At 45.6% G+C, this 21,509-nt stretch carries 22 protein-coding genes; 3 read left to right on the top strand and 19 right to left on the bottom strand.

Features of this window, described 5'->3' with window-relative positions; all coding sequences use genetic code 11:
* Nucleotides 1-233 precede the first annotated feature (233 nt).
* Nucleotides 234-1,427, top strand: coding sequence for an ADP-forming succinate--CoA ligase subunit beta (gene sucC, locus TBC1_RS04130; protein WP_062038906.1), 1,194 nt, complete (start codon nt 234-236; stop codon nt 1,425-1,427).
* A gap of 234 nt (nt 1,428-1,661) precedes the next feature.
* Here the strand turns inward: sucC and TBC1_RS04120 are convergent, their stop codons facing one another.
* The 13 genes from TBC1_RS04120 to TBC1_RS04060 all read right to left on the bottom strand — a co-directional run bounded on the left by TBC1_RS04120 (nt 1,662) and on the right by TBC1_RS04060 (nt 13,855).
* Nucleotides 1,662-2,141 carry an NADH-quinone oxidoreductase subunit NuoE family protein gene (locus TBC1_RS04120; protein ID WP_062042754.1) on the bottom strand — a complete coding sequence of 160 codons (480 nt, stop codon included), beginning with the start codon at nt 2,139-2,141 and terminating at the stop codon, nt 1,662-1,664.
* 70 nt (nt 2,142-2,211) lie between these two features.
* The gene (locus tag TBC1_RS04115) at nt 2,212-3,984 is read right to left on the bottom strand and encodes an NADH-dependent [FeFe] hydrogenase, group A6 (protein ID WP_062042752.1); all 1,773 of its coding nucleotides are present in this window, start codon (nt 3,982-3,984) and stop codon (nt 2,212-2,214) included.
* A 13-nt stretch (nt 3,985-3,997) separates the two neighbouring features.
* Nucleotides 3,998-5,791 (bottom strand): NADH-quinone oxidoreductase subunit NuoF, encoded by a 1,794-nt coding sequence (locus TBC1_RS04110; protein ID WP_062038899.1) that lies wholly within the window; start codon nt 5,789-5,791, stop codon nt 3,998-4,000.
* 12 nt (nt 5,792-5,803) lie between these two features.
* Nucleotides 5,804-6,202 carry a (2Fe-2S) ferredoxin domain-containing protein gene (locus tag TBC1_RS04105; RefSeq protein ID WP_062038896.1) on the bottom strand — a complete coding sequence of 133 codons (399 nt, stop codon included), beginning with the start codon at nt 6,200-6,202 and terminating at the stop codon, nt 5,804-5,806.
* A 28-nt stretch (nt 6,203-6,230) separates the two neighbouring features.
* On the bottom strand, nt 6,231-6,782 hold the full coding sequence (locus TBC1_RS04100) for an ATP-binding protein (protein WP_236695637.1): 552 nt from the start codon (nt 6,780-6,782) through the stop codon (nt 6,231-6,233).
* Entirely contained in the window at nt 6,779-7,516 is a 738-nt protein-coding gene (locus TBC1_RS04095; protein ID WP_062038893.1) for a PHP domain-containing protein, read from the bottom strand. Before TBC1_RS04095 ends, TBC1_RS04100 begins: the two co-directional genes overlap by 4 nt.
* A 13-nt stretch (nt 7,517-7,529) precedes the next feature.
* Nucleotides 7,530-7,865 carry a DRTGG domain-containing protein gene (locus TBC1_RS04090; RefSeq protein ID WP_062038890.1) on the bottom strand — a complete coding sequence of 112 codons (336 nt, stop codon included), beginning with the start codon at nt 7,863-7,865 and terminating at the stop codon, nt 7,530-7,532.
* A gap of 2 nt (nt 7,866-7,867) precedes the next feature.
* Entirely contained in the window at nt 7,868-9,244 is a 1,377-nt protein-coding gene (locus TBC1_RS04085; RefSeq protein ID WP_062042746.1) for a [Fe-Fe] hydrogenase large subunit C-terminal domain-containing protein, read from the bottom strand.
* Nucleotides 9,245-9,256: 12 nt separating this feature from the next.
* Nucleotides 9,257-9,673: an ATP-binding protein gene (locus tag TBC1_RS04080; protein ID WP_062038887.1), complete on the bottom strand. Its 417-nt coding sequence runs from the start codon at nt 9,671-9,673 to the stop codon at nt 9,257-9,259.
* Between the two features lie 11 nt (nt 9,674-9,684).
* The gene (locus TBC1_RS04075; protein WP_062038884.1) at nt 9,685-10,029 is read right to left on the bottom strand and encodes a hypothetical protein; all 345 of its coding nucleotides are present in this window, start codon (nt 10,027-10,029) and stop codon (nt 9,685-9,687) included.
* Between the two features lie 264 nt (nt 10,030-10,293).
* Nucleotides 10,294-12,087, bottom strand: a complete 1,794-nt coding sequence (locus TBC1_RS04070; protein ID WP_062038881.1) for an NADH-dependent [FeFe] hydrogenase, group A6 — start codon at nt 12,085-12,087, stop codon at nt 10,294-10,296.
* Between the two features lie 97 nt (nt 12,088-12,184).
* Complete coding sequence (locus TBC1_RS04065; RefSeq protein WP_062042743.1) at nt 12,185-13,351, bottom strand: NADH-ubiquinone oxidoreductase-F iron-sulfur binding region domain-containing protein; 1,167 nt, start codon at nt 13,349-13,351, stop codon at nt 12,185-12,187.
* A 33-nt stretch (nt 13,352-13,384) separates the two neighbouring features.
* Nucleotides 13,385-13,855 (bottom strand): NADH-quinone oxidoreductase subunit NuoE family protein, encoded by a 471-nt coding sequence (locus TBC1_RS04060; RefSeq protein ID WP_062038878.1) that lies wholly within the window; start codon nt 13,853-13,855, stop codon nt 13,385-13,387.
* Between the two features lie 181 nt (nt 13,856-14,036).
* Here TBC1_RS04060 and truA point away from each other — a divergent pair, with 181 nt between their 5' ends.
* Nucleotides 14,037-14,861 (top strand): tRNA pseudouridine(38-40) synthase TruA, encoded by an 825-nt coding sequence (truA, locus tag TBC1_RS04055; RefSeq protein ID WP_236695636.1) that lies wholly within the window; start codon nt 14,037-14,039, stop codon nt 14,859-14,861.
* On the opposite strand, the gene TBC1_RS04050 is transcribed toward truA, so the two are convergent.
* Genes TBC1_RS04050 through TBC1_RS04040 form a run of 3 tightly spaced genes read right to left on the bottom strand, consistent with a single transcriptional unit; the run spans nt 14,842 to nt 17,150 of the window.
* On the bottom strand, nt 14,842-15,807 hold the full coding sequence (locus tag TBC1_RS04050; protein ID WP_062038874.1) for a transketolase family protein: 966 nt from the start codon (nt 15,805-15,807) through the stop codon (nt 14,842-14,844). The two genes, truA and TBC1_RS04050, sit on opposite strands and share 20 nt — an antisense overlap.
* A complete protein-coding gene (locus TBC1_RS04045; protein WP_062038871.1) occupies nt 15,797-16,669 on the bottom strand; it encodes a transketolase in 873 nt (290 codons plus the stop codon). Before TBC1_RS04045 ends, TBC1_RS04050 begins: the two co-directional genes overlap by 11 nt.
* A 4-nt stretch (nt 16,670-16,673) precedes the next feature.
* On the bottom strand, nt 16,674-17,150 hold the full coding sequence (locus tag TBC1_RS04040) for a DUF456 domain-containing protein (RefSeq protein WP_062038868.1): 477 nt from the start codon (nt 17,148-17,150) through the stop codon (nt 16,674-16,676).
* A gap of 445 nt (nt 17,151-17,595) precedes the next feature.
* Here TBC1_RS04040 and msrB point away from each other — a divergent pair, with 445 nt between their 5' ends.
* The gene (msrB, locus tag TBC1_RS04035; protein ID WP_236695635.1) at nt 17,596-18,150 is read left to right on the top strand and encodes a peptide-methionine (R)-S-oxide reductase MsrB; all 555 of its coding nucleotides are present in this window, start codon (nt 17,596-17,598) and stop codon (nt 18,148-18,150) included.
* On the opposite strand, the gene TBC1_RS04030 is transcribed toward msrB, so the two are convergent.
* Genes TBC1_RS04030 through TBC1_RS17760 form a run of 3 tightly spaced genes read right to left on the bottom strand, consistent with a single transcriptional unit; the run spans nt 18,147 to nt 21,206 of the window.
* The gene (locus tag TBC1_RS04030) at nt 18,147-19,697 is read right to left on the bottom strand and encodes a serine hydrolase (RefSeq protein ID WP_062038865.1); all 1,551 of its coding nucleotides are present in this window, start codon (nt 19,695-19,697) and stop codon (nt 18,147-18,149) included. The genes msrB and TBC1_RS04030 overlap by 4 nt on opposite strands.
* A gap of 13 nt (nt 19,698-19,710) precedes the next feature.
* Complete coding sequence (locus TBC1_RS04025; RefSeq protein ID WP_062038862.1) at nt 19,711-20,556, bottom strand: hypothetical protein; 846 nt, start codon at nt 20,554-20,556, stop codon at nt 19,711-19,713.
* Nucleotides 20,557-20,588: 32 nt separating this feature from the next.
* Nucleotides 20,589-21,206, bottom strand: coding sequence for a diacylglycerol kinase family protein (locus TBC1_RS17760; RefSeq protein ID WP_137305417.1), 618 nt, complete (start codon nt 21,204-21,206; stop codon nt 20,589-20,591).
* Nucleotides 21,207-21,509 lie beyond the last annotated feature (303 nt).

The following is a 21,509-nucleotide window of genomic DNA, read 5'->3' as shown; positions in this document are numbered from 1 at the left end:
GGGCGATGGCAGTTGGAATAAAATAGAAATGAAAACAACTCTCTTCAATTAATAGTACTTCTGGTTAACTTAAAATTGTAACTAAGATTAAAAACTTTTTATATTTGTTTGAACTGACAGCCGGCTAATTTGTTTAAGCCAGTGATTCCGGACAAATATACCGGATTTTCTCAAAGATTAGCACTTAAAGTGATTAATTCAACCTACTAAATATTCAGTTTAAACGTATCCTCATGAACCTCCACGAATTTCAGGCAAAACAAATTCTTCGCTCTTACGGCGTTCCGGTGCCTGTGGGCATTGTTGCCGAGACTCCTGAACTGGCAGTAAAAGCCGCCGAAGAAATCCAGCAGATTACCGACTCTGACCGGTGGGCGGTAAAAGCACAGATACATGCCGGGGGCAGAGGCAAAGGCGGAGGCGTTAAGATTGCCCAGTCGCTGCATGAGGTCTGGGAAAAGTCCTCGCAGATTATCGGGATGACGCTGGTAACTCCGCAGACAGGACCCGGTGGGAAGTTGGTAAGTAAAGTGCTTGTTGAGCAGAATATTTTCTACCCGGGCGAAAGTGAACCCAGGGAATTTTATATGAGTATGTTGCTCAACCGCGCCAGCGGAAGGGTCATGATCATGTATTCTACTGAAGGGGGGATGGATATCGAAGAGGTTGCCGAAAAGACCCCTCACCTCATATTTACCGAGGAGGTTGATCCCAAGGTTGGCCTGCAGGATTTCCAGTGCCGCAAGATTGCCTATAACTTCAAACTTGAAGGAGCTGCCCATAAGAATATGCAGAAATTTGTAAAAAGTCTGTATGATGCTTACATGGGAAGTGATGCGGCCTTGCTTGAAATAAATCCGGTATTTAAGACATCCGATAATCTGATTATGGCGGCCGATTGTAAAATGCGCCTTGACCAGAATGCACTGTTCCGCCACCCTGATCTGCTTGCCATGCGCGATCTTGCTGAAGAAGATCCCGCCGAAGTTGAAGCAGGGGCGCATCATCTGAATTATGTTAAACTCAGCGGGAATGTAGGATGCATGGTGAATGGAGCCGGATTGGCCATGGCAACCATGGATATTATTAAACTTTCGGGCGGGGAACCTGCCAATTTCCTTGATGTAGGGGGTACTGCCAATGCCGAAAGGGTTGAGCAGGCTTTCAGAATCATCATGAAAGATCCCAATGTAAAGGTAATCCTGGTCAATATTTTTGGTGGCATTGTTCGCTGCGACCGGGTGGCGCAGGGTATCGTGGATGCATACCGCAACATTGGAACCATTGATATTCCAATAATTGTAAGGTTACAGGGTACCAATGCCGAGGAGGCCAAAGTCCTGATTGAGCATTCGGGCCTGAAGGTTTTCTCCGCCGTATTATTGCAGGAAGCTGCCGAATTGGTGACAAAAGTTCTTGAAAATTAGTTTTTGTTTTGTGAATGTGGTTTAGAAGGGTTGTCCATGGACAGCCCTTCTTTCTTTTTCTCACATTTTAACCCGGGCGTGATCCCCTTGCTAAATATCGCCTGGTCAGGCGAGATTATAGCATGATAAGGATCGGATGAAACTAAAACTTGAGTGTAATTATTTTTGTTATATGTGTAAAAAAAAGCAGCCGGAAATAATCCGGCCGCTTCTACCAAACACTAATGAAAACAACTAGTTAGCGTATTCTGCAACGATATCCTTAACGCCTTCGGGAGCCACACGCCCGTAAACTTTTTCACCAACGAGCACAACCGGAGCAAGCCCGCAGGCGCCCACACAGCGCAGACATGCCAGCGAAAACTTACCGTCGGGGGTTGTTTCTCCTACATTGATGTTAAGCAGTCGCTTGAATTCATCAATAACTTTTTCAGCACCGCGCACATAGCAGGCTGTGCCAAGGCAGATAGAAACCGGATGCTCGCCTTTTGGTAACATGGTAAAGAAAGAGTAAAAAGATACCACTCCGTAAACATGAGCAACGGAGATGTTTAACTCCTTGGCGATCACTTCCTGTACTTCCGCGGGAAGATAACCGAAGATTCCCTGCGCCTTGTGCAGCACATTGATCAGTTCTCCCTTATCGTTGTTAAACGATTTGCAGACAGCTTTCAATTCATCAAGCTTTTCTGCGGATAATTTAATATTTGCCATGATCTGAATTCTTTTGATTTTGTGTTGTTTGTTCAGCCGGTAAGGAAATTTCCGTACCGGCAATCTTCCCTTATTCTACAACTTTTATCTCCTTGCTTTTATCGAAGTAATGAGTATGAAGCAGGTGATGAGATTTTTCACTCAGCGGTTTACCGAGGAACTCTTCATAAAGTTGGATGATGTAAGGATTTTCGTGCGATTTACGGATGGTCTTATTGGTATCTTCCTGATAAAGGGCCTTCTGACGAGCTTTAATGATGGAAGAATCTCCATGATGTAAGGGTTGTCCGCCACCCCCGATGCAACCGCCCGGGCAGGCCATAATTTCAATCGCATGGAATTCAGATTTTCCGTCCTTGATATCCTGCAGCAGTTTACGCGCATTACCAAGTCCGTGCGCAATGCCTATCCTGATCGGAAGTCCGTTGAAGTCAATGGTTGCTTCGCGGATATATTCCATTCCCCTCAACTCTTCGAAATCAACTTTCTCAAGTTTTTTACCCGTGTGCACCTCATAGGCGGTACGGACTGCAGCTTCAATCACCCCTCCGGTTGTTCCGAAGATAACCGCAGCTCCGGTGGATTCGCCAAGCGGATTGTCGAAATCCTCATCCGGCAGGGCATTGAATTCAATGTTCGACTGCTTGATCAGGTGGGCCAATTCGCGGGTCGAAATGGAGAAGTCAACATCCGGATTGCCGTTGGTGGCAAATTCATCACGCTGGCATTCGAACTTTTTAGCCAGGCAGGGCATAATGGAAACAACCACCAGGTCTTCGCGTTTCACATTGATTTTGTCAGCGAAATAAGTTTTGGCGATAGCTCCGAACATCTGCTGCGGACTGCGCGCCGTTGAAGGAATATCCCTCATTTCAGGGAACTGGTGCTCGAAAAAGCTCACCCAGCCCGGACAGCAGGAGGTAAGGATCGGCAACGGAACATCTTTATCTCCGTTCAGATGACGGGTCAGACGGTCAAGCAGCTCGGTTCCTTCTTCCATAATAGTGAGGTCGGCGGCAAAGTCTGTATCAAAAACGTAGTTGAAGCCCAGCCTGCGCAATGCGGCGGCAAGTTTCCCGGTTACCAGGGTGCCCGGCTCCATGCCAAATTCTTCACCCAGGGCTGCCCTTACTGCCGGAGCAGTCTGAACTACTACCGTTTTGGTAGGATCGGCAAGTGCCCTGATAACGGCATTGGTATGGTCAACTTCGGTGAGGGCGCCGGTCGGACAAACGGCCACACATTGACCGCAATAGGTACAGACACTGTGATCAAGGTTCATTTCGAAAGCGGGGGCTACAACCGACATAAATCCGCGGTTTACAGCTGAAAGAACGCCTACTGTCTGAACTTCGTTGCACATCATCTCGCAGCGGCGGCACATGATACATTTATCCACATCGCGGATAATGGCAGGGGAGGTGTCCTCACGGTATGTTGACTGCTCTCCCTCATAATGCAGTTTGCGAATGCCAAATTCCTGAGCCATGGTCTGCAGTTCACAGTTGCCATTTTTTGCGCAGATAAGGCAATCGGTGGGGTGGTCGGAGAGGATAAGCTCAAGAACTGTTTTTCTTGCATTCAGTACCCTTATATTATGGGTGCTCACGACCATGCCTTCGGTACATTCCGTAACGCAGGCAGGGGCCAGGTTGCGGCGGCCGGCAACTTCAACAACGCAAACACGGCATCCGGCGGGTTTATTTTCAATATTCAGGTCGTGGAGATGCAGGTAACAAAGGGTAGGGATGTGAATTCCGGCCTCCTTTGCAGCTTTGAGTATTGTGGTGCCCTTGGCTACCTCAAGTACTTTATTATCTATCGTTAATTTAATTGTTTCCATTTCTTTCCGGGTATTATTTGATAAACACAGCATTGAATTTGCACTTTTCAAGACAAGCGCCGCATTTGATACAGGTAGCCTGGTCAATTACATGAATGCCTTTCCGCTCGCCTGAAATTGCATTGACGGGGCAATTACGGGCGCATGCTGTACAACCAACGCAATTTTCCGGATCAATGTAATATTGTAACAAGGCTTTGCATTGGCCCGAACGACATTTCTTGTCAGTAACATGTTCAATATATTCATCCCAGAAATTGTCGATGGTGGAAAGTACCGGGTTGGGAGAGGTCTGTCCCAGCCCACAGAGCGCAGTGTCTTTGATCACATAGCTGAGATTCCTTAGGCTGTCGATGTCATCGCGGGTCCCTTTCCCCTGAGTGATTTTATCGAGAATTTCATAAAGCCTCTTGTTACCAATCCGGCAGGGTGAACATTTTCCGCATGATTCTTCAACAGTGAAGTCAAGGTAGAACTTCGCCATAGAAACCATGCAGTCGTCCTCATCCATCACAATCATACCACCGGAGCCCATCATTGAGCCGCTGGCGAGCAGGTTGTCATAATCAATTGGGGTGTCAAGGTGTTTCTCGGTAAGGCATCCGCCTGATGGTCCTCCGGTTTGAACAGCCTTGAATTTTTTGCCGTCTTTGATACCGCCGCCAATCTCATAGATTACTTCGCGAAGAGTGGTGCCCATGGGAACTTCTATCAGTCCCACATTGTTGATCTTTCCGGCAAGGGCGAATACCTTGGTGCCCTTTGATTTCTCGGTTCCGATGCTTGCAAACCAGTCTGCACCTTTGTTGATGATAACGGGCACGTTGGCAAATGTTTCAACGTTGTTGACGTTAGTCGGTTTTTCATAATATCCTGAAACAGATGGAAACGGAGGCTTAACGGTGGGCTCGCCCCTGAGTCCCTCCATTGAATGGATCAGTGCAGTTTCTTCGCCGCAGACAAAAGCGCCGGCGCCATAACGAAGTTCAATGTCAAAGGCAAAGCCGGTGCCAAGGATATCATTTCCAAGAAGTCCATATTCCCTTGCCTGGTTAATGGCTGTTTTCAGGCGGTCGATGGCTAGCGGGTATTCAGCCCGGATGTATACCAGTCCGTATGATGCACCGATACAATAGCCGCAGATGGCCATTGCCTCAATAACGGAGTGGGGGTCACCTTCCAGAATGGAACGGTCCATGAATGCGCCCGGGTCTCCTTCATCGGCATTGCATACAACGTATTTTATATCTGATACTGATTTGCTGGTGATTTCCCATTTCAGGCCCGTGGAGAAACCTCCGCCTCCGCGTCCACGCAAACCCGACTTCTTCATCTCCTCAATTACCTGCTGCGGAGTCATTTCGGTCAGACATTTGGCCAGGGCCTCATAGCCGTCACGTGAAATGTATTCATCAATATTTTCCGGATCTATAAAACCGCAGTTGCGCAGGGCGATCCTGAGCTGCTTCTTATAGAAGCCCATGTGTTTGGAATCAGAAATATGCTCCTTGTTTTCGGGGTCAACATAGAGCAGGCGGTTCACCTTACGCCCCTTGATCAGATGTTCTTCTACAATCTCCCGTGCATCTGCAGGACTCACCTGGGTGTAGAATGTGTTGTCGGGCATGATTTTTACGATGGGACCTTTCTCGCAAAAGCCGAAACATCCTGTCGCAATCACCTGAACCTCATTGTCAAGACCTTTATCGGCAACAATGGTTTTCAGGTTATCGAGCAGCGTGTCGCTTTCCGAAGCATGACACCCTGTGCCACCGCAGACCAAAACATGCATTTTATATTTTGCCATTACCGCTCCTCCTTATTTCTTTTCAATGGTTTCATAATTAACAGGAATGATACCCTCAACGAGTTCACCGTTTTTTACATATTTTTCAATGATATCATCGGCTTTCCTGGTATCCACATAGCCGAAAACAACGGGTTCTTTTCCCGGAAGGGTAACTTCAACGGTAGGTTCTGCAAAACAATAACCCATGCAACCTGTTTGGGTAACTACTGCCTGGATGTTTCTCTTGTCAAATTCTTCAATAAAGAAATCCATTACCTGTTTGGCTCCTGAAGCAATTCCACAGGTAGCCATGGCAACCTTCACCTGTACCAGGCTTTCAGGGTTGTTGCTCTTCTCCCTGAGGCTCATTTTCCCCTGCAGTTCTTCTTTGATCTTCCGCAGGTCAGCCAGTGATTTTACTTGTCCCATGTTTAAAATTTTGTTTGTGTGTTGTTTATTATCCTGAAATCTTTATTTCTTTCAGATTTTCGCTGATCATTTCTTTCAGAAACCGGATTACCGGAGCTTCTGATATTGACATTCCTTCTAGCATTTCATTTACTTCAGCTGTATCAAAACGGTACATCCCCGAAGGGGTTCTGTGTTCGTAAATAAACCTGATTTCCGGATTTGCAGCTGCCAGCAGAACAACGGTTCCGGCAATATCGCCGAAGGGTTGCCGGTCAAGATGCGAAAGGCCGAATGTTGCCGTTACCGTCGTGCCTTTTCCACTTCCTGATTCTATGGCTAATCCACCTCCTGTGGAATCCGCATGTTGTTTGAGTAACGGAAGCCCAAGCCCGACCTTTCGGGTTTTACGACTGGTTACAAAAGGATCGGTCACTTTTCCGATCATGTCGGCAGGTATCCCTTTTCCGTTGTCCCTGATGATCATCATGAGCCGGTCATTTGCAACGGATTCCTCAATCAGCAGATCTATTTCAGTAGCACCGGAAGAAACTGAGTTCTGCGCTATGTCCATGATGTGCATGGCAAAATCCTTCATCATACCACCACCTCTCTTCCTTCTTTTGCCTGCAGCGCTTTACGGAATTCATTAAAACCGGTATTTTCCATCCGGAGCCGGGTGCGAATACTCCCGATCACTTCCGGCTGATGGGCATCAGAGTTCCTGATAAAAGTTTTTCCGCGCAGATAGGGGAATTTTTTCAGAAAGTCTTCAATGGATGTGTTTTTCGACAATTCAAAGGCGTCTGCATTCAAATCGGGCGGGACAAAGCCAAGCTGACTCGTAAGGCTGAACTTCTGCCGGTCGATGTGAGCGGGAATAAACAGTCCGCCCATTTGGTGTACCGCAACTTCAACCTGGCTAATGCTTTGCGAAATTGCAGATATCAGCAGTTTTGGCTCTTCATAACATATATTTTCCTCTTCATCAACAACAACCTGGTATCCAAACAGGTTAGGATGATTCATGATGTCAGGCAAATAACGGTTAAGGTATTCCTGAAATGCATCCAGAATGTCAAATGTTTCAAAGAACGCCAGGCAGTGAACTTCTTCTTTTGTGGTTACCTCAACTCCGGTGTATACAGTGATGCCTGCCTTTGATGCCTCTCTGCATACTTCCCGGCATTGCCGGGTGGAATTGTGGTCAGTGATTCCGATGATGTCAAGTTTTTCTTCCAGGGCCTTCCGTACAATGTTTCGCGGGCTCATTTCAAGGCTGCCGCAAGTCGAAAGTACAGTATGAATGTGAAGGTCGGCGCTGAATTCCTTCATCTTGTATTCAGGTTCATTGTTTTAACAGATTATACAATCTGCCGTTGATTGTAAATGTGTCCTCGCTGGTACCGAGCACCGGAATACTTTCTTCGTCGCTCTGTTCAGCCATGTCAGGATCAGGGGCAAATCCCTTCACCAGGATTACGGCTGCAAGGTCTTTCAGGGATGCGATTGCCATCACATTTTTATGGGTCTGAAGTGTAATCCAGATGTCGCCTGATCCGGCGCTGCCCATGACATCGCTTAACAAGTCGGATGAATATCCTTCATTGATCTCATTGTCAAGTCCGGCAGCACCACTGATTACAGTCAGCCCCAGTTTTTCCGCAACTTCTCTCACTTTCATATTCAGATTCCTTTCAGGTCCCGGTATTTGTTGGTTTTCCCGAATCCCCAGATGTCCTGCATTATTTTGATGCTTTCTTCCAGGCTGAGTTCACCCTTTTGTTCAAGTATTTTTTGAATAAATATACAATAATTAATGGTTGCATTTCCCTGGGCAATGTCCTGGGCAAGCGCCTGGCAACTGGGAGCTCCGCAGATGCCGCAATCCACCATTGGCAATAGTTGCATGATGCGGTTTACTTTTTCCATTTTCCGCATTGCCTCTGCCATATTTTCATCCAGTTTCATCATCGACCGGGGCTTGATTTCACCAATGCCGATATTGTTCAGGAGAAAATCCCTGTTTTCATCTATTGGATTTATCGCATCCGGATGGTTAAAATCTTTTTCGGGATGATATTCATCGGTGTGATTTCTCAAACGCTCAGCAGTCAGAAAACGATTGGCAATGGTAAGTACCCCACCTGCGCAACTTTCATCGCAGGCCCTGAGCTCAAGGAAATCGATATCGGAAACTTCCTCATTTTCGAGCCGTTCCAGGAACTCGATTACATTGTGAATTTCGTCAATGGCCAGCGATCTTCCTTTTGCATAGGGGGCTTCACCATTGGTGAGCGACCAGCAGGTAGCTTTTTTTGACAGTTTGCTGCCGACAGGCAGGGCGCAGCTTTGCAGATTGCGTTGCTTTACCTGGCGGAATACCTTGCTGAAAAGAATGTCCATGTTGATTACACCCGTGATGGGCGAAGCCTTTTCTCCGACCGGATCTTTGATGGCAGCTATTTTTGCCGCGCATGGCGTCACATAGAAAATGCCGGTTTCTTCCAGAGGAATTCCCTGCTTCTCAAATTCATGCCGGATATGTAATGCTGATACATCCAACGGAGGCTTCAGCAGCATGATGTGGTCGGCCAGGGCAGGAAACTTCACCTGGATAAGCCTCACAATAGCAGGACAGAAAGAAGAAATCAATGGTTTTTTGTCAGAGACTTTGCCTGCAAAGGTGTTTATCGCTTCTGTAAGGATTTCAACACCGTTTTCGACCTCATAAACGTGTGTAAATCCAAGTTCAAGGAGTACACTGTGTATCTGGCGCAGTGAAATGTCTTCAGGGAACTGACCGGTAAATACCGATGGAACAAGTGCAACGCGGTATTTGTAGTCAAAGATGTAGTTGAAGTCATCATGATCAATGATTATGGCACTTACAGGGCAAACCCTGAAGCATTCACCGCAATCAACACAACGGTTCTCAATAAGATATGATTTCCCGTTTTTTACCCTGATCGCTTCAGTAGGACACACATTCATACAATGGGAACAGCCGATACACAGATCTTCCCTGATCTTGAGTGCATGGTGAAAAATAGCTGATTCCATTGTTTTGATCAATTAGTTGTTCAGAAATGTAATAATTTCAACAGTGGTGCCTTTTCCAACCTGTGAGGTAACTGACATCCGGTCGCTGTTGTTTTTAATGTTCGGAAGGCCCATACCGGCCCCAAAACCCATTTCACGCACTTCAGGCGAGGCAGTTGAATAGCCCTGCTGCATGGCAAGTTCTATGTCCTCTATCCCCGGTCCTTCGTCAATCAGTCTGATTTCGATCTTTTCTGTGTCGATGTTAATGTAAATAGTTCCCTGGTAAGCATGGGCCACAATGTTTACTTCAGCCTCATAAAGGGCGACTACCACCCTTTTAATGACCCTTGGATCAACATTCAGCTGTTTCAGAATTTTCTTCAACTGGCTGGATGCCGATCCCGCTTTGGAAAAGTTACCTCCCTCTACATGAAACTCGAAATGCATCACGGTTATTTTTAATATACCGGCTTTACACCGGATTTGAACAGGATTCCGCTGGATTTGAACATGGAGTAGTCACACTCAATCAGTATCATATCATTCTCAGCGGCCAGTCGGATCATTTCATCGGTTGCCTTTTTCTTTCTGACAAAAATTATTTTGCTGATGTCAGACATCTCAGCAGTCCGGATGGTTTGCAGGTTTGCAAGCCCTGTAAGTAAAAGCAGATTATCCGTTTCAATGGTGAGCACATCACTCATCAGGTCGGATGCAAATGCATATTCCACTTCAGCATCAAGCTGGTCTTGTCCTGAAACAACCCTGGCATTCAGTAATTCGACAACCTCTTTGATTTTCATTCATTTTAAAATTAAGCACCTTTCGGTGTGGGGTCACAAACTTCTTACAAATGGAGCGGCAAAATTAAATAGTTTAATCATGCCAAACAAATTTTATTGTGAATAAATTCACATTGTTATAAAAATAACAATGAATTTATTTTTATTCTAAACAAGGGTCTTTAAGATGCACGCAAACAAATACTTAAACAGTGCAATTTAAAATTCTGAAAATGCCAAGAGGACGGCCATTAGCCATCCTCTTTGCCGGAAAATCATCAAGGATTAGTATCTCTTCCTTGGTTTATAGTGTGTGTGCAACAAGTCATGAGATTTATGACTCAGAGGTTCGCCAAGGAATTCCTTGTAGATTTCCACAATTTCAGGATTCTCATGAGACTTGCGGATAGGCATATCTTCATCTTCCTGGTAAATTGCTTCAGAGCGTTTCTTGCGGATTTCAGGTGACGTGGGAATGGGTTGGCCTCCGCCGCCCAGACAACCGCCGGGACATCCCATCACTTCAATAAAGTGATAGGCTGCTTCCCCTTTTCTCACTTTTTCCATCAGTTGTCTTGCATTCGCAAGTCCGTGCGCGATTGCAACGTGAAGGTCAACCCCTTCAAGGAAGCTCCATTCGGGTTTTACATTCTTGATCTTGATGGTGGCATCCTTGATGCCTTCCATACCGCGGACCGGTTGAATGTTCAGATTAGTGAACGGAACTTCACGTCCGGTAACAATTTCATAGGCAGTTCGCAAAGCTGCTTCCATTACACCGCCGGTAGCGCCGAAGATAACAGCAGCTCCGGATGATTCTCCCAGGATACTGTCGTAATGCTCATCTTCCAGCTTGTTGAAATCAATACCTGCCTGTTTGATCATCATCGCAAGTTCCCTGGTAGTCAATACATAATCAACATCCTGATATCCGCTGTCGCGCATTTCCGGTCTTTCGCATTCAAACTTTTTGGCTACGCAGGGCATGATCGAGACAACAACCATATCCTGTGCTTTAATATTGATCTTATCGGCATAGTAGGTTTTGGCAACTGCACCGAACATTTGTTGCGGCGATTTGCAGGTAGACAGGTTGTCGAGCATGTCCGAATACATGTGCTCCTGGAATTTGATCCATCCTGGGGAACAGGAAGTCATCATAGGCAGGACAACTTTCTCGTCTTTATCGACCAGTGCGCGTTTCAGGCGGGTAAGCAGTTCGGTTCCCTCTTCCATAATGGTGAGGTCGGCGGTAAAATCGGTATCCAGCACTTTATTGAAACCTAGTTTCTTGAGTGATGCAACCATCTTGCCGGTTACTCTTTCACCAACCGGGATGCCGAGGTCTTCTCCAAGGGCGATGCGGGTAGCAGGGGCTGTCTGAACCACCACAAATTTTGAGGGATCGTAGATGGCATTCCAGACTTCTTCAATGTAATTGCGTTCTGTAAGTGCGCCTGTCGGGCATCTGTTGATACATTGACCGCAGTTGGTACATACCACCTCGTGCATCGGTTTGTTCAGGAAGGTCGATATTTTCTGGTGATCTCCCTTATTCACTACCGCAAGTGCACTTACACCCTGCAGTTCGGCGCAGGTTCTGACACAGCGCTGGCAGCGGATGCATTTGCTGTCATCTTTTACGATGGAGGGAGATGAAATATCCTGAATCAGACTCTCCGGTTTTACGAGATCGAGAAATACGTGATCGCCTATACGGTATTCGCTGGCCAGGTCCTGCAGTTCGCAATGCCCGTTTTTAAAACATTTGGTGCAATCTGCATTGTGTTCTGAAAGCAGGAGTTCAACGATGTGTTTCCGTGAAACCCTTACTTTCTCACTGTTGGTAAATACTTCCATGCCTTCGGAAACCGGTGTGGCACAAGCGGCAGCCAGCAATCTGGCGCCCTTGACTTCAACCACACAAACGCGGCAGTTGCCGGCGACAGTAAGGTCAGGATGATTACATAAGGTGGGGATTCTGAAATTCAGCTTTTTAGCTGCCTCAAGAATGGTTGTGCCCTCTTCCACCGCTATGGGCATGTTGTTTATCTTAAGGTTAACAAGGTATTTGCTCATGGTTTCGCTTGCTTTTTGGTTCTTTGGGGTTTATATCCTCCGGTACATATTGCCTGAGGTTATCATTGCCCTTTACTTTGTACTTTTTTCCTTTGACTTAGTAAATAATCTCTTCCCTGAAATTGTCAATAATCGAATTGAAGGGATTGCCAACCGATTGACCAAGACCGCATTTCGCAGCGATTTTCATGGTCCCTGTCAGCTTTTTCAGGTCATCGAGGTAAGCAGGCGGGCGTTCCCCACGTTTTACCGCTTCTATTCCCTTAAGCAGTTGCTGGCAACCAACCCGGCAGGGGGTACATTGCCCGCATGACTCTTCGGTGAAGAATTCCAGGTAATCATGAAGAACGTTATACATTGAACGTGAACTGTTGAAAATCATCATGGAGCCTCCGGTGGGTATCCCTTCGAAACCAATGATTGTATCATTGAACTTCTTCCTAGGTACACAGTGACCGGATGCGCCTCCTACCTGAACAGCTTTGGTATCGCCATCACCGAATTCATTCACAAATTCATGCAGGGGCATGCCAAGTTCCAGCTCGTAGATTCCCGGAATCGGCGTGTCACCTGAAACGGAAAATACTTTTGACCCTCTGGAGTCGCTGGTTCCCAGGGCCTTGAATTTTTCAGGACCCATGTGGCAGATCATCGTGGTATAAACAAGGGTTTCTACGTTGTTGATGACGGTAGGTTTGCTGTTGTAACCTGCAACGGTCGGGTAGGGGGGCTTGTTGCGGGGCTCGCCGCGCTTCCCTTCCATGGATTCGAACAACGCACTTTCTTCTCCGCAAACATATGCGCCCGAGCCGGACTTGAAATAGATCCTGAAATCTATGTTGCGTTTTTTCAACGCATTGTTGAAGTCCTCAAGTTTCTTCAACAGGTTCTTCAACAGGAAGTTATATTCTCCCCTGAGGTAGATGTAACCTTCCTTGGCCCCTATAACATAGCCGCAGATAGTCATACCGGCGAAAATCTTTTCCGGTACGCGGTCGAGGATCTCGCGGTCTTTAAATGTTCCCGGTTCTCCCTCATCGGCATTGCAAATAACATATTTTACATCACCTGATTCATTCCTGGTGAATTTCCATTTGAGTCCGGTTGGAAATCCGGCGCCTCCACGACCTTTAAGACCGCTGTCGATCAGATCCAGGATAATATCATCTGCTGATCTTTTAAGCGTTTTATCAAGTACTTCGAGCGGAGTGCATTTGTCGTCGACCTCGAATATTATATCAACTTTTTTAAGATTGTTTTCCATTTGGATATTGTTTTTGTTTGTGACCATTTGGGTTTAGTGAGTGCTTTTGGCGTACTCTTCAACAATTTCAAGAGCCTTCTGAGGCGTAAGTTCAGGATAAACCTCATCGTTGATCAGCATAACTGGTCCCTTGTGACACCATCCCAGGCAATTGGCGGTCAAAAGTGTAAATTTCTTGTCATGGGTTGTTTCACCTACCTTGATTTTAAGTGCGTTGCTCAGTGTGTTGATGATTTCATCCTTGCCTTTCATGTGGCAGGTGATGGTCTTGCAAACCCTGATAATGTTTTTTCCCCTCGGCACAGTGTCGAGAAACGTGTAAAAAGAGGCTGTACCGTATACATCTGCTGCTGCAAGATCGAGTTCCCTGGCAACGCACAGTAAAGCTTCTTCCGACAGGAAGTGTTCCTGTTGCACGATGCCCTGCAATACCGGCATCAGGCTGTTTCGGGTTCTGCCGTTTTTTTCAACCAGCTCTTTTACGAGTGCTTCTGTTGTTAACATTTAATCCTCCGACTTTAGTTGATAAAATACTTTGTTGATTAGTAGATTGAGTGTGACTTGTGAATTGATTAACAATTCACCTCAAAAGTAGAAATTCTTTTGTGAATTAATTAACAACAGTGTCCTTTTTTCGCATGTTTTACTTAATTTATAACTATTCTAAATTCAGATAATTCAATTTTTGATTCGTTCAGACTACCATGGAAGTATGGTTGTATTTTGTACTTTTATCCCGATGGACAGTTTCAGGTATTTTATTCATCTGGCATATAATGGCAAAGAATTTAACGGATGGCAGGTTCAGCCCGCATCTCCCTCGGTGCAGCAATCCCTGGAATCAACGCTGTCAATGCTTCTCAGGGAAAAAATATCGGTTACAGGAGCCGGTCGCACCGATACAGGAGTTCATGCGCGGAATTACTATGCCCATTTTGGTTTTCAGCACAGGTTTCATGCGGATGAATTAAAGGAGTTGGTTTACCGGATGAACAGGGTGCTCCCTCCTTCAGTTGCTTTGTTTCAGATTTTTCCGGTGGAGGCTGGAATTCATGCCCGATTTTCTGCGGTTTCCAGAACATACAGATATTACCTGAGCAGAAAAAAGAACCCGTTTTTGGCGGATTTTTCATGGAGATATGAAGGGAAACTCAATCTTGAGGCCATGAAACACATCGCCTCATTATTGCCTGAATACACTGAGTTTTCATGTTTTTCGAAAAAGGGTTCCGAAACCGGTTCAACTATTTGTCATATATCCGAATCATATTTTATTGAAGAGCCCGGTTTACTGATTTATCATATAAAAGCCAACAGGTTCCTGAGGAATATGGTAAGGGCAATAACCGGAACTCTGATTGAAGTGGGTAAGGGGAAAATGGATGAAACCGGTTTCCGGGATCTGATCCTGAACGGGAGTCGCTCTGACGCCGGCGAATCGGTTCCGGCCCATGGGCTGTTTCTTGAAGACATTGAATATCCCGAGGGATTCAGGATGAAATCTGTTTAGCCCGGAAGATGGATTCGGCTTTCCTGGCGATTTTATCGGCGGTAAGTCCGTATTTATCAAGTAGTTCTTCGGGTTTTCCTGATTCACCGAAGCAATCAGGGATTCCGATTCTCTCCATTCTCACCGGGCAGTTTCCGACCAACACCTCAGCGATGGCACTTCCCAGTCCGCCGGTAACCTGGTGCTCTTCTATGCTGATGATCAACCGGGTCTCTTTTGCTGCTTCCAGGATGGCATCGGCGTCGATCGGTTTGATCGTATGCATGTTGATAACCCTGGCGTTGATGCCTTTGAGGGATAGTATTTCTGCAGCTTTCAGTGCTTCCCACACCATATGTCCTGTCGCGATCAGGGTGAGGTGGTTTCCTGGTTGAAGCATTTGCGCTTTACCTATTTGGGTCTCAAGCTCCGGAGGGGTGAAATCGGCAACTGCTTCGCGGCCAAACCTCAGGTAAACCGGGCCTTTTTCTTCAAGAATGGCTTTACGGGTGAGAATTGCAGCCTGTGTGGCATCGCAGGGGGATATTACTGTCATATTCGGAAGGCACCGCATCACAGCGATATCTTCAAGAGCCTGGTGAGTGGCTCCATCAGGACCAACAGAGATGCCGGCATGTGCTCCACCGATCATTACATGAAGATTGTTGTAACAAATGGAAATCCTGACCTGATCGGTAGCACGTATGGCTGAGAAAACGGCATAAGTTGTGAAAACCGGAATTTTACCCATCAAAGCCATACCTGCAGCAACACCCGCACAATTTTGCTCTGCAATGCCCAGGGAGATGAAGTTTTCAGGAAATGCCCCGGCAAAGAGATTGACACCTGTCGAAACGGTGATGTCTGCACCTAGGGCAAAAACGTTAGGATTCATCCGGCCGGCTTCGAGTAGTCCTTCTCCGAATCCTTCTCTGGTCGAACGATTTCCCCTGTTGTTAAACATCATTGACAGTTTTGATTTTGGCTAGTTCAATACGGTAAATTTCATCTATCTGACAAAGGAACTCAATGGCTTCGGCGGGTGAGGGAGCCCGGCCATGCCAGCGGTGGTCGTTTTCTATGGTTTTAACACCTTTCCCCATGATTGTTTCGGCAAGGATAACCGAGGGCTTGCCTGAACACAACCGTGCCTTTCTGAATGCAGCCAGGATTCCGGGAATGTCGTGACCATCGCAATTGATAACATTCCAGCCAAATGCCCGCCATTTTTCTGACAGTGGGTTCAATTGCATTACTGCCGATGTCGGGCCGTCAATCTGAACTCCGTTCAGGTCAACAATGGCGGTAATGTTATCAAGGTTGTAGTGTACAGCAGCCATCGCGGCTTCCCATATTTGTCCCTCCTGCAACTCCCCGTCGCCGTGAATACTGAACACCCTGATATCCGGCAAACTTTTTTTTGCAACGATTGCCATACCTGTGGCGATGGACAAACCTTGTCCCAGAGATCCGGAGGATGTTTCGATTCCGGGGAGTCCCCAATCCATACCCGGATGCCCCTGCAGCCTTGATCCGAGTTTGCGCAGTGTAAACAACTCTGATTTATCAAAATAACCGGCTTGAGAAAGGGTCGCATAAAAAACCGGTGCAACATGCCCGATAGAAAGAATCACCCTGTCACGATCTGGCCAGACAGGATTTTCAGGATTATGATTTAGTTCGTTGAAATAAAGACAGGTAAAAATATCTGCCAGCCCAAGGGATCCACCAGTATGACCTGAGCCTGCCGCCGAAAGCATTTTAATAATGAGTGCCCTGGTCTGATAACTGATATTCAGTAATTTGCGGGGATCGCTGATTTTGATCATAGATTCAGATGATCGCTTTGAAGAAGTAAAATGCCATAATAAATGAAACGGCGAGCTTCATTACTGTTCCCGCGATAAAACCGATAAACGAACCAAATCCCGACCTGATGGCCGTTGCAGAGTCCTTACCGATGATCAGTTCTCCAATCACTGCTCCTATAAAGGGTCCGGCAATCATCCCGAATGGTGGGAAAAAGAAAATTCCGATCAGCAACCCAAAGGTAGCCCCCCAGATACCACTCCGGCTTCCGCCGAATTTCTTTGTACCCCAGATTGGAACATAGTAATCAAGCAGTGTGACACCGATCGTTATCAGCAGCCAGATTACCATAAAGCGGTACGTAAAAGGTTCATTAAGTGCAAACTGAATTATTACCAAACCAAGATAACTGAGCGGAGGGCCTGGTATCAGGGGAATGATACAACCAGCCAGGCCTGCAATAATTAAAACAACTCCAAGTGTGATCCAAAGCCAATCCATACGCTCAAATTTTACACGGTGAAAACTAAATTTTATTTCCGGCCGGGGAATCAGGTTCCCTTTCGGGAATAAAAAAATCAATATTGTTCTTTTTATATTGATAATGCATTAATAAATAATCTTTACGATTCCCGGGGATCTGGCAGTCTCCGGGATCCTGATTGAGTCTGCGGGTCTTTGCTGATTTACCTGATCAACGATGAATTGACCAAATGAGAATTAACCGGACATTTTTTCCATCCGTCATTCACTGAAAGTGGATTTATGCTGAACGGCAAGACCCACAGTCTCTTTTCAGTGTAAATTTAGCTATTCATGTTTAATTTCTGCAATAATGCGATGAATTTTTATTCTGGACGTCAGGGATTGTTATTCTTTATGATGATCCGGCAAACAAAGCCGGATGATGAATTGTTTTTTCAATGAACCCTGATATTTTCTGATCATGAAAAAAAATCTATTAAACTTTTATCTGGTCATTTTAATGATGGTGGGTTTCAATGCATGTAAACATGAAACACAAAAAACTGCTAAAATGAAAGAGGGTAAGATTCAGCTACCGGAAAAAGTTGTTAAAACTGATGAAGAATGGAAGGAAGTCTTAACGCCGGAGCAATACTATATACTCAGGAAAAAGGGAACAGAGCGTCCGGGAAGCGGTTTATATGACCAGTTATTTGTGGAAGGAAAGTACTACTGTGCAGGATGCGGCAATGAGCTGTTTGATTCAGGAACCAAGTTTGATGCGGGTTGCGGATGGCCAAGTTTCAGTGAACCCGCCGCAAAGCAAAATGTAGAGGAGCATACAGACCTGAGTTTTGGAATGGTACGGACGGAGGTTGTTTGTTCAAAGTGCGGGGGGCATCTAGGACATGTGTTTAATGACGGACCGCCCCCGACAGGGTTAAGGTATTGTATAAACTCTGATGCACTGCTTTTTAAGAGTGCTCTTCAGATCCGGAATGAAGCGGATTCAGCAAATTTTCAAAGCATTCATTAATCCTGTTGTTGCCGGATAAAATCAAGTTCGGTAAAGTCAAAATCAGGATTTGGAACGTCTATCAACATTCTGTCAATCTGGTTATCCCTGTTCAGGATAAATGCGGCTTTACCCTGAGGTAATGAGGGTACTTCTGGAAATTTCAGGGTAAAAGTATTGTAATGCCAGTGTTCGAGCGGGCTGTGGAAAATCGGAGTATGTTTAAAAATCAGATAAAGTTGATCATCTTTCAGTTGAACTTCCGCATCACCATATATTTCGCTGGTATAGGTTCCGCAGTATTGCGATAAAGGCAGGGCAGGGGATGTTCCTGTAATCCGTCCGGCAATTTCTTCTTCTGATTTTTTCTTTTCAGCGGCATTCCCCTGTTCGATCAGTTCGAAGATTTTTTCGCTCCAGTCAGTTCGCTCATCTGAAAGGAAATAGTCGAGAATGCGGTACGAAAGCGGCAAGTAGAGGCTTGAGTTTTTGTTTGTCAGGATTACATACCCGAGATCAGCCTCAGGAACAAAAGCAGAAAATGAAATAAATCCATCATACCCTCCTGAATGAGAAATGATTTTCTTTCCATGATAATCCATTAACGACCAGCCCATTCCGTAGCTTTTGAAATGTGTGGAGGGCCAGTTTTTCTCAGAGAATGGTGAAACCTTCTGCATAATCTGGGGGGACCATATTTCGCGCAGTGCTTTCTCACTTATCAGCGGTTGTCCGTTTATTTTGCCTTTTTCCAGCTGAAATCTTATCCATTTCAACATGTCCGATGCAGAGGAATTGATTGATCCTGCCGGCCCTATATTGTCCCAATTCAGGTATTTGATAGGGATTACTTCATTATCCGCGTCATTGTGCGGGATAGCAGTATTACCATTCAAATCCAGCCTGGTTATACTGGTATTTGAGGAATTCATGCCGAGTGGCCCGAATATTCTCTGGCTGATAAAATCGTCCCATCTTAACCCGCTGACTTTTTCAATGATCAGTCCTGCTGCGAGATACATAATATTTGAGTAACCGTATCCTGCTCTGAAACCATGGGTGGGTTTCAGATTGGAAGCACGTCTGACTACTTCCTCGCGGGAATGGGTACTGCCATACCAGATCAGGTCTCCGCTGAAGGTTTCGAGACCTGTACGATGTGTCAGCAGGTCCCTGATGGTGATGTTCATGGTTACATAAGGATCATAAAGCCGAAACCAGGGGAGGTGGTCCGTAACCTTATCATCCCAGCTTATTTTCCCTTCATCTACCAGCATGCCCAGGGCGGTTGACGTAAATGATTTGGTATTTGAAGCAACGGCGAACAGGGTATTTTCATCAACAGCATCCTGTTTTCCGGTTTCGCGGACGCCATATCCTTTAAGCAGAAACACCTGATTGTCCTTGATGATGCCGACAGCCATGCCGGGAACTCTCCACTTTATAAGGGCATTTTCGAAGTATTTATCCAGTTCGCCGGCCTTTTTATTCTGGCCGGAGGCTGTGATACATGATAGTAATGTAAGAGATAAAATAATGGAGGTTATGAACTTTTTAGAACGTTCCATGTATATCAATGATTTAATTTTCAGAAATGTGGTACAAACTTAATCCGTCTATGGCTGAACGGCTGATGGTCCCGATTCTGATCCCGAATTTTTCTGCAGAGATATGCAGCAGGTCACTGAAGAAGAAGGCAATTGAACCGAGGAAGTTAACATCTACAGAATTATACTCCTCATATTTGCTTACACTGATTCTGAAAAATTCATCGAAACTTTTAATGATAAGTTCCCTGAAATAAGGATGCTCCTTATGCTTAAATATAAAAGGGCTGAAAGATGCCAGGAAACGGTTGGGCCTGGGTTGGTTGTAGATTGCGTCGAGTGTTGATTCCAGGCTGAGCCGGAATTCTTCATTGATCAGGGCATGGAGTTCAGGCGGCAGGTTGTTGTGAAAATAATCAACGATCAGTTGCTTACCCAGATGGGCACCACTACCTTCATCCCCCAGCACAAAACCAAGGGATACGGCATTTTGTGTGATTTCTTTTCCATCGAAAAAACAGGAGTTGGAACCCGTGCCCAGAATACAGGCAATGCCGGGTTTGTGGTCACACAAAGCACGGGCTGCCCCAAGCAGGTCGTGGTTTACTTCAACAGAAGCCTTTTTGAAAAAGTCTCTCAGAACATTGTCAACAGTTCTGCACTTCTGATCGGTTGAACATCCGGATCCGTAGAAAAATATCTCATTTATTGATTCCGGGTTCATGAAAGGATAGAGCTCCTTATCCAGAACTTCCCTGATGGCAGCGGAATTCATATGATAGGGATTTATGCCTATGGTCTGGACGACTTTTTTATCCCCGTATTTGTCAATAATACACCAGTCTGTTTTGGTGGAACCACTGTCTGCAATCAGCATCATGTAATTGAAAGAATTTAAATAATATGATCAGCCTATTTAAAGATGATCAGAAGTTTAGGTGCAAAAATAATGATTCCGGCGATTACGGCAATAACCGTAGACCACAAAACTGCACCTGCGGCAATATCTTTGATTTTCTTGACAGGATTGTTGTATTCCGGATCAATAACATCACATAGTTTCTCAAATGAGGTATTAATTAATTCCAACGAAATAACCAGTGCAAAAAGAAGCAGGATGGCGATCCATTCCTGCTGACTGAGTCCGAGAATAAAACCAGCGGCTGTAACCGCGGTAACAGCTGCAAAATGAATTCGGAGATTTAATTCAGTTTTGGTTGCCTGAATGATCCCCGATGTGGCGCATCGGAAAGATTTAACACGCATTGACAGAAATGAAAGATTCATGGTGGTTGGTTTTATATGTCTAAAGTAGTTTTTATTTTCTGAAAGGGGAGGGGGGAGATTATAAATTTTGTTGATTGTATCAGAGCCGACAATCAAGGAGGATATGCGGCATGAAAATTTCCGGCCGGTTTTATACGGTTGGCAGGTGGAATGCACTTGGGCTGAGGACATTCGACTCCTCCGGAGTCGTAATTTCTTTGTGGCATCTTCCGTGCTATACACGTTTGACTCCTCCGGAGTCATAAAATTGCCGTTTTGTTGGTGCGCCGCTGTTTACAATAACCGAATGTTCAATGAATCTATACGGGAATCAAATATTTTCAGGCGCGGAGAACTATATCCGTCTGACGACTCCGGAGGATTGGTATGCTTATAGAAACCTCGGCTCGTCTCCGGATTTCCCAACTCCGGAGGAGTCGCATGTTTATTTTAGCCATGGATCAATACATTAATCTGGCAGGTCGCATATTCCCCGAATAGAACCACCATAAACCACAAAAGGCTACCCTTTCGGATAGCCTTTGTGTTATAAGGTTGGCGACGACC

It is taken from the genome of Lentimicrobium saccharophilum, assembly GCF_001192835.1.
Taxonomy (GTDB): domain Bacteria; phylum Bacteroidota; class Bacteroidia; order Bacteroidales; family Lentimicrobiaceae; genus Lentimicrobium; species Lentimicrobium saccharophilum.
Note: the sequence above shows the minus strand (reverse complement) of the source record. Positions and strands in the feature narration are given on the sequence as shown.

Excerpts from the sequence above, each read along its gene's own strand:
- TBC1_RS04105 (WP_062038896.1), bottom strand. The coding sequence starts at position 6,202 with ATGGGACAAGTAAAATCACTGGCTGACCTGCGGAAGATCAAAGAAGAA.
- TBC1_RS04110 (WP_062038899.1), bottom strand. The coding sequence starts at position 5,791 with ATGGCAAAATATAAAATGCATGTTTTGGTCTGCGGTGGCACAGGGTGT.
- TBC1_RS04120 (WP_062042754.1), bottom strand. The coding sequence starts at position 2,141 with ATGGCAAATATTAAATTATCCGCAGAAAAGCTTGATGAATTGAAAGCT.
- TBC1_RS04040 (WP_062038868.1), bottom strand. The coding sequence starts at position 17,150 with ATGGATTGGCTTTGGATCACACTTGGAGTTGTTTTAATTATTGCAGGC.
- TBC1_RS04095 (WP_062038893.1), bottom strand. The coding sequence starts at position 7,516 with ATGAAGGAATTCAGCGCCGACCTTCACATTCATACTGTACTTTCGACT.
- TBC1_RS04085 (WP_062042746.1), bottom strand. The coding sequence starts at position 9,244 with ATGGAATCAGCTATTTTTCACCATGCACTCAAGATCAGGGAAGATCTG.
- TBC1_RS04050 (WP_062038874.1), bottom strand. The coding sequence starts at position 15,807 with ATGATGTTTAACAACAGGGGAAATCGTTCGACCAGAGAAGGATTCGGA.
- TBC1_RS04060 (WP_062038878.1), bottom strand. The coding sequence starts at position 13,855 with ATGTTAACAACAGAAGCACTCGTAAAAGAGCTGGTTGAAAAAAACGGC.
- TBC1_RS04115 (WP_062042752.1), bottom strand. The coding sequence starts at position 3,984 with ATGGAAACAATTAAATTAACGATAGATAATAAAGTACTTGAGGTAGCC.
- TBC1_RS04025 (WP_062038862.1), bottom strand. The coding sequence starts at position 20,556 with ATGATGCTGATTGCAGACAGTGGTTCCACCAAAACAGACTGGTGTATT.
- TBC1_RS17760 (WP_137305417.1), bottom strand. The coding sequence starts at position 21,206 with ATGACTCCGGAGGAGTCAAACGTGTATAGCACGGAAGATGCCACAAAG.
- TBC1_RS04045 (WP_062038871.1), bottom strand. The coding sequence starts at position 16,669 with ATGATCAAAATCAGCGATCCCCGCAAATTACTGAATATCAGTTATCAG.
- TBC1_RS04080 (WP_062038887.1), bottom strand. The coding sequence starts at position 9,673 with ATGCATTTCGAGTTTCATGTAGAGGGAGGTAACTTTTCCAAAGCGGGA.
- TBC1_RS04100 (WP_236695637.1), bottom strand. The coding sequence starts at position 6,782 with ATGATGAAGGATTTTGCCATGCACATCATGGACATAGCGCAGAACTCA.
- TBC1_RS04070 (WP_062038881.1), bottom strand. The coding sequence starts at position 12,087 with ATGAGCAAATACCTTGTTAACCTTAAGATAAACAACATGCCCATAGCG.
- sucC (WP_062038906.1), top strand. The coding sequence starts at position 234 with ATGAACCTCCACGAATTTCAGGCAAAACAAATTCTTCGCTCTTACGGC.
- TBC1_RS04065 (WP_062042743.1), bottom strand. The coding sequence starts at position 13,351 with ATGGAAAACAATCTTAAAAAAGTTGATATAATATTCGAGGTCGACGAC.
- msrB (WP_236695635.1), top strand. The coding sequence starts at position 17,596 with ATGAAAAAAAATCTATTAAACTTTTATCTGGTCATTTTAATGATGGTG.
- TBC1_RS04090 (WP_062038890.1), bottom strand. The coding sequence starts at position 7,865 with ATGAAAGTGAGAGAAGTTGCGGAAAAACTGGGGCTGACTGTAATCAGT.
- TBC1_RS04030 (WP_062038865.1), bottom strand. The coding sequence starts at position 19,697 with ATGGAACGTTCTAAAAAGTTCATAACCTCCATTATTTTATCTCTTACA.
- TBC1_RS04075 (WP_062038884.1), bottom strand. The coding sequence starts at position 10,029 with ATGAAAATCAAAGAGGTTGTCGAATTACTGAATGCCAGGGTTGTTTCA.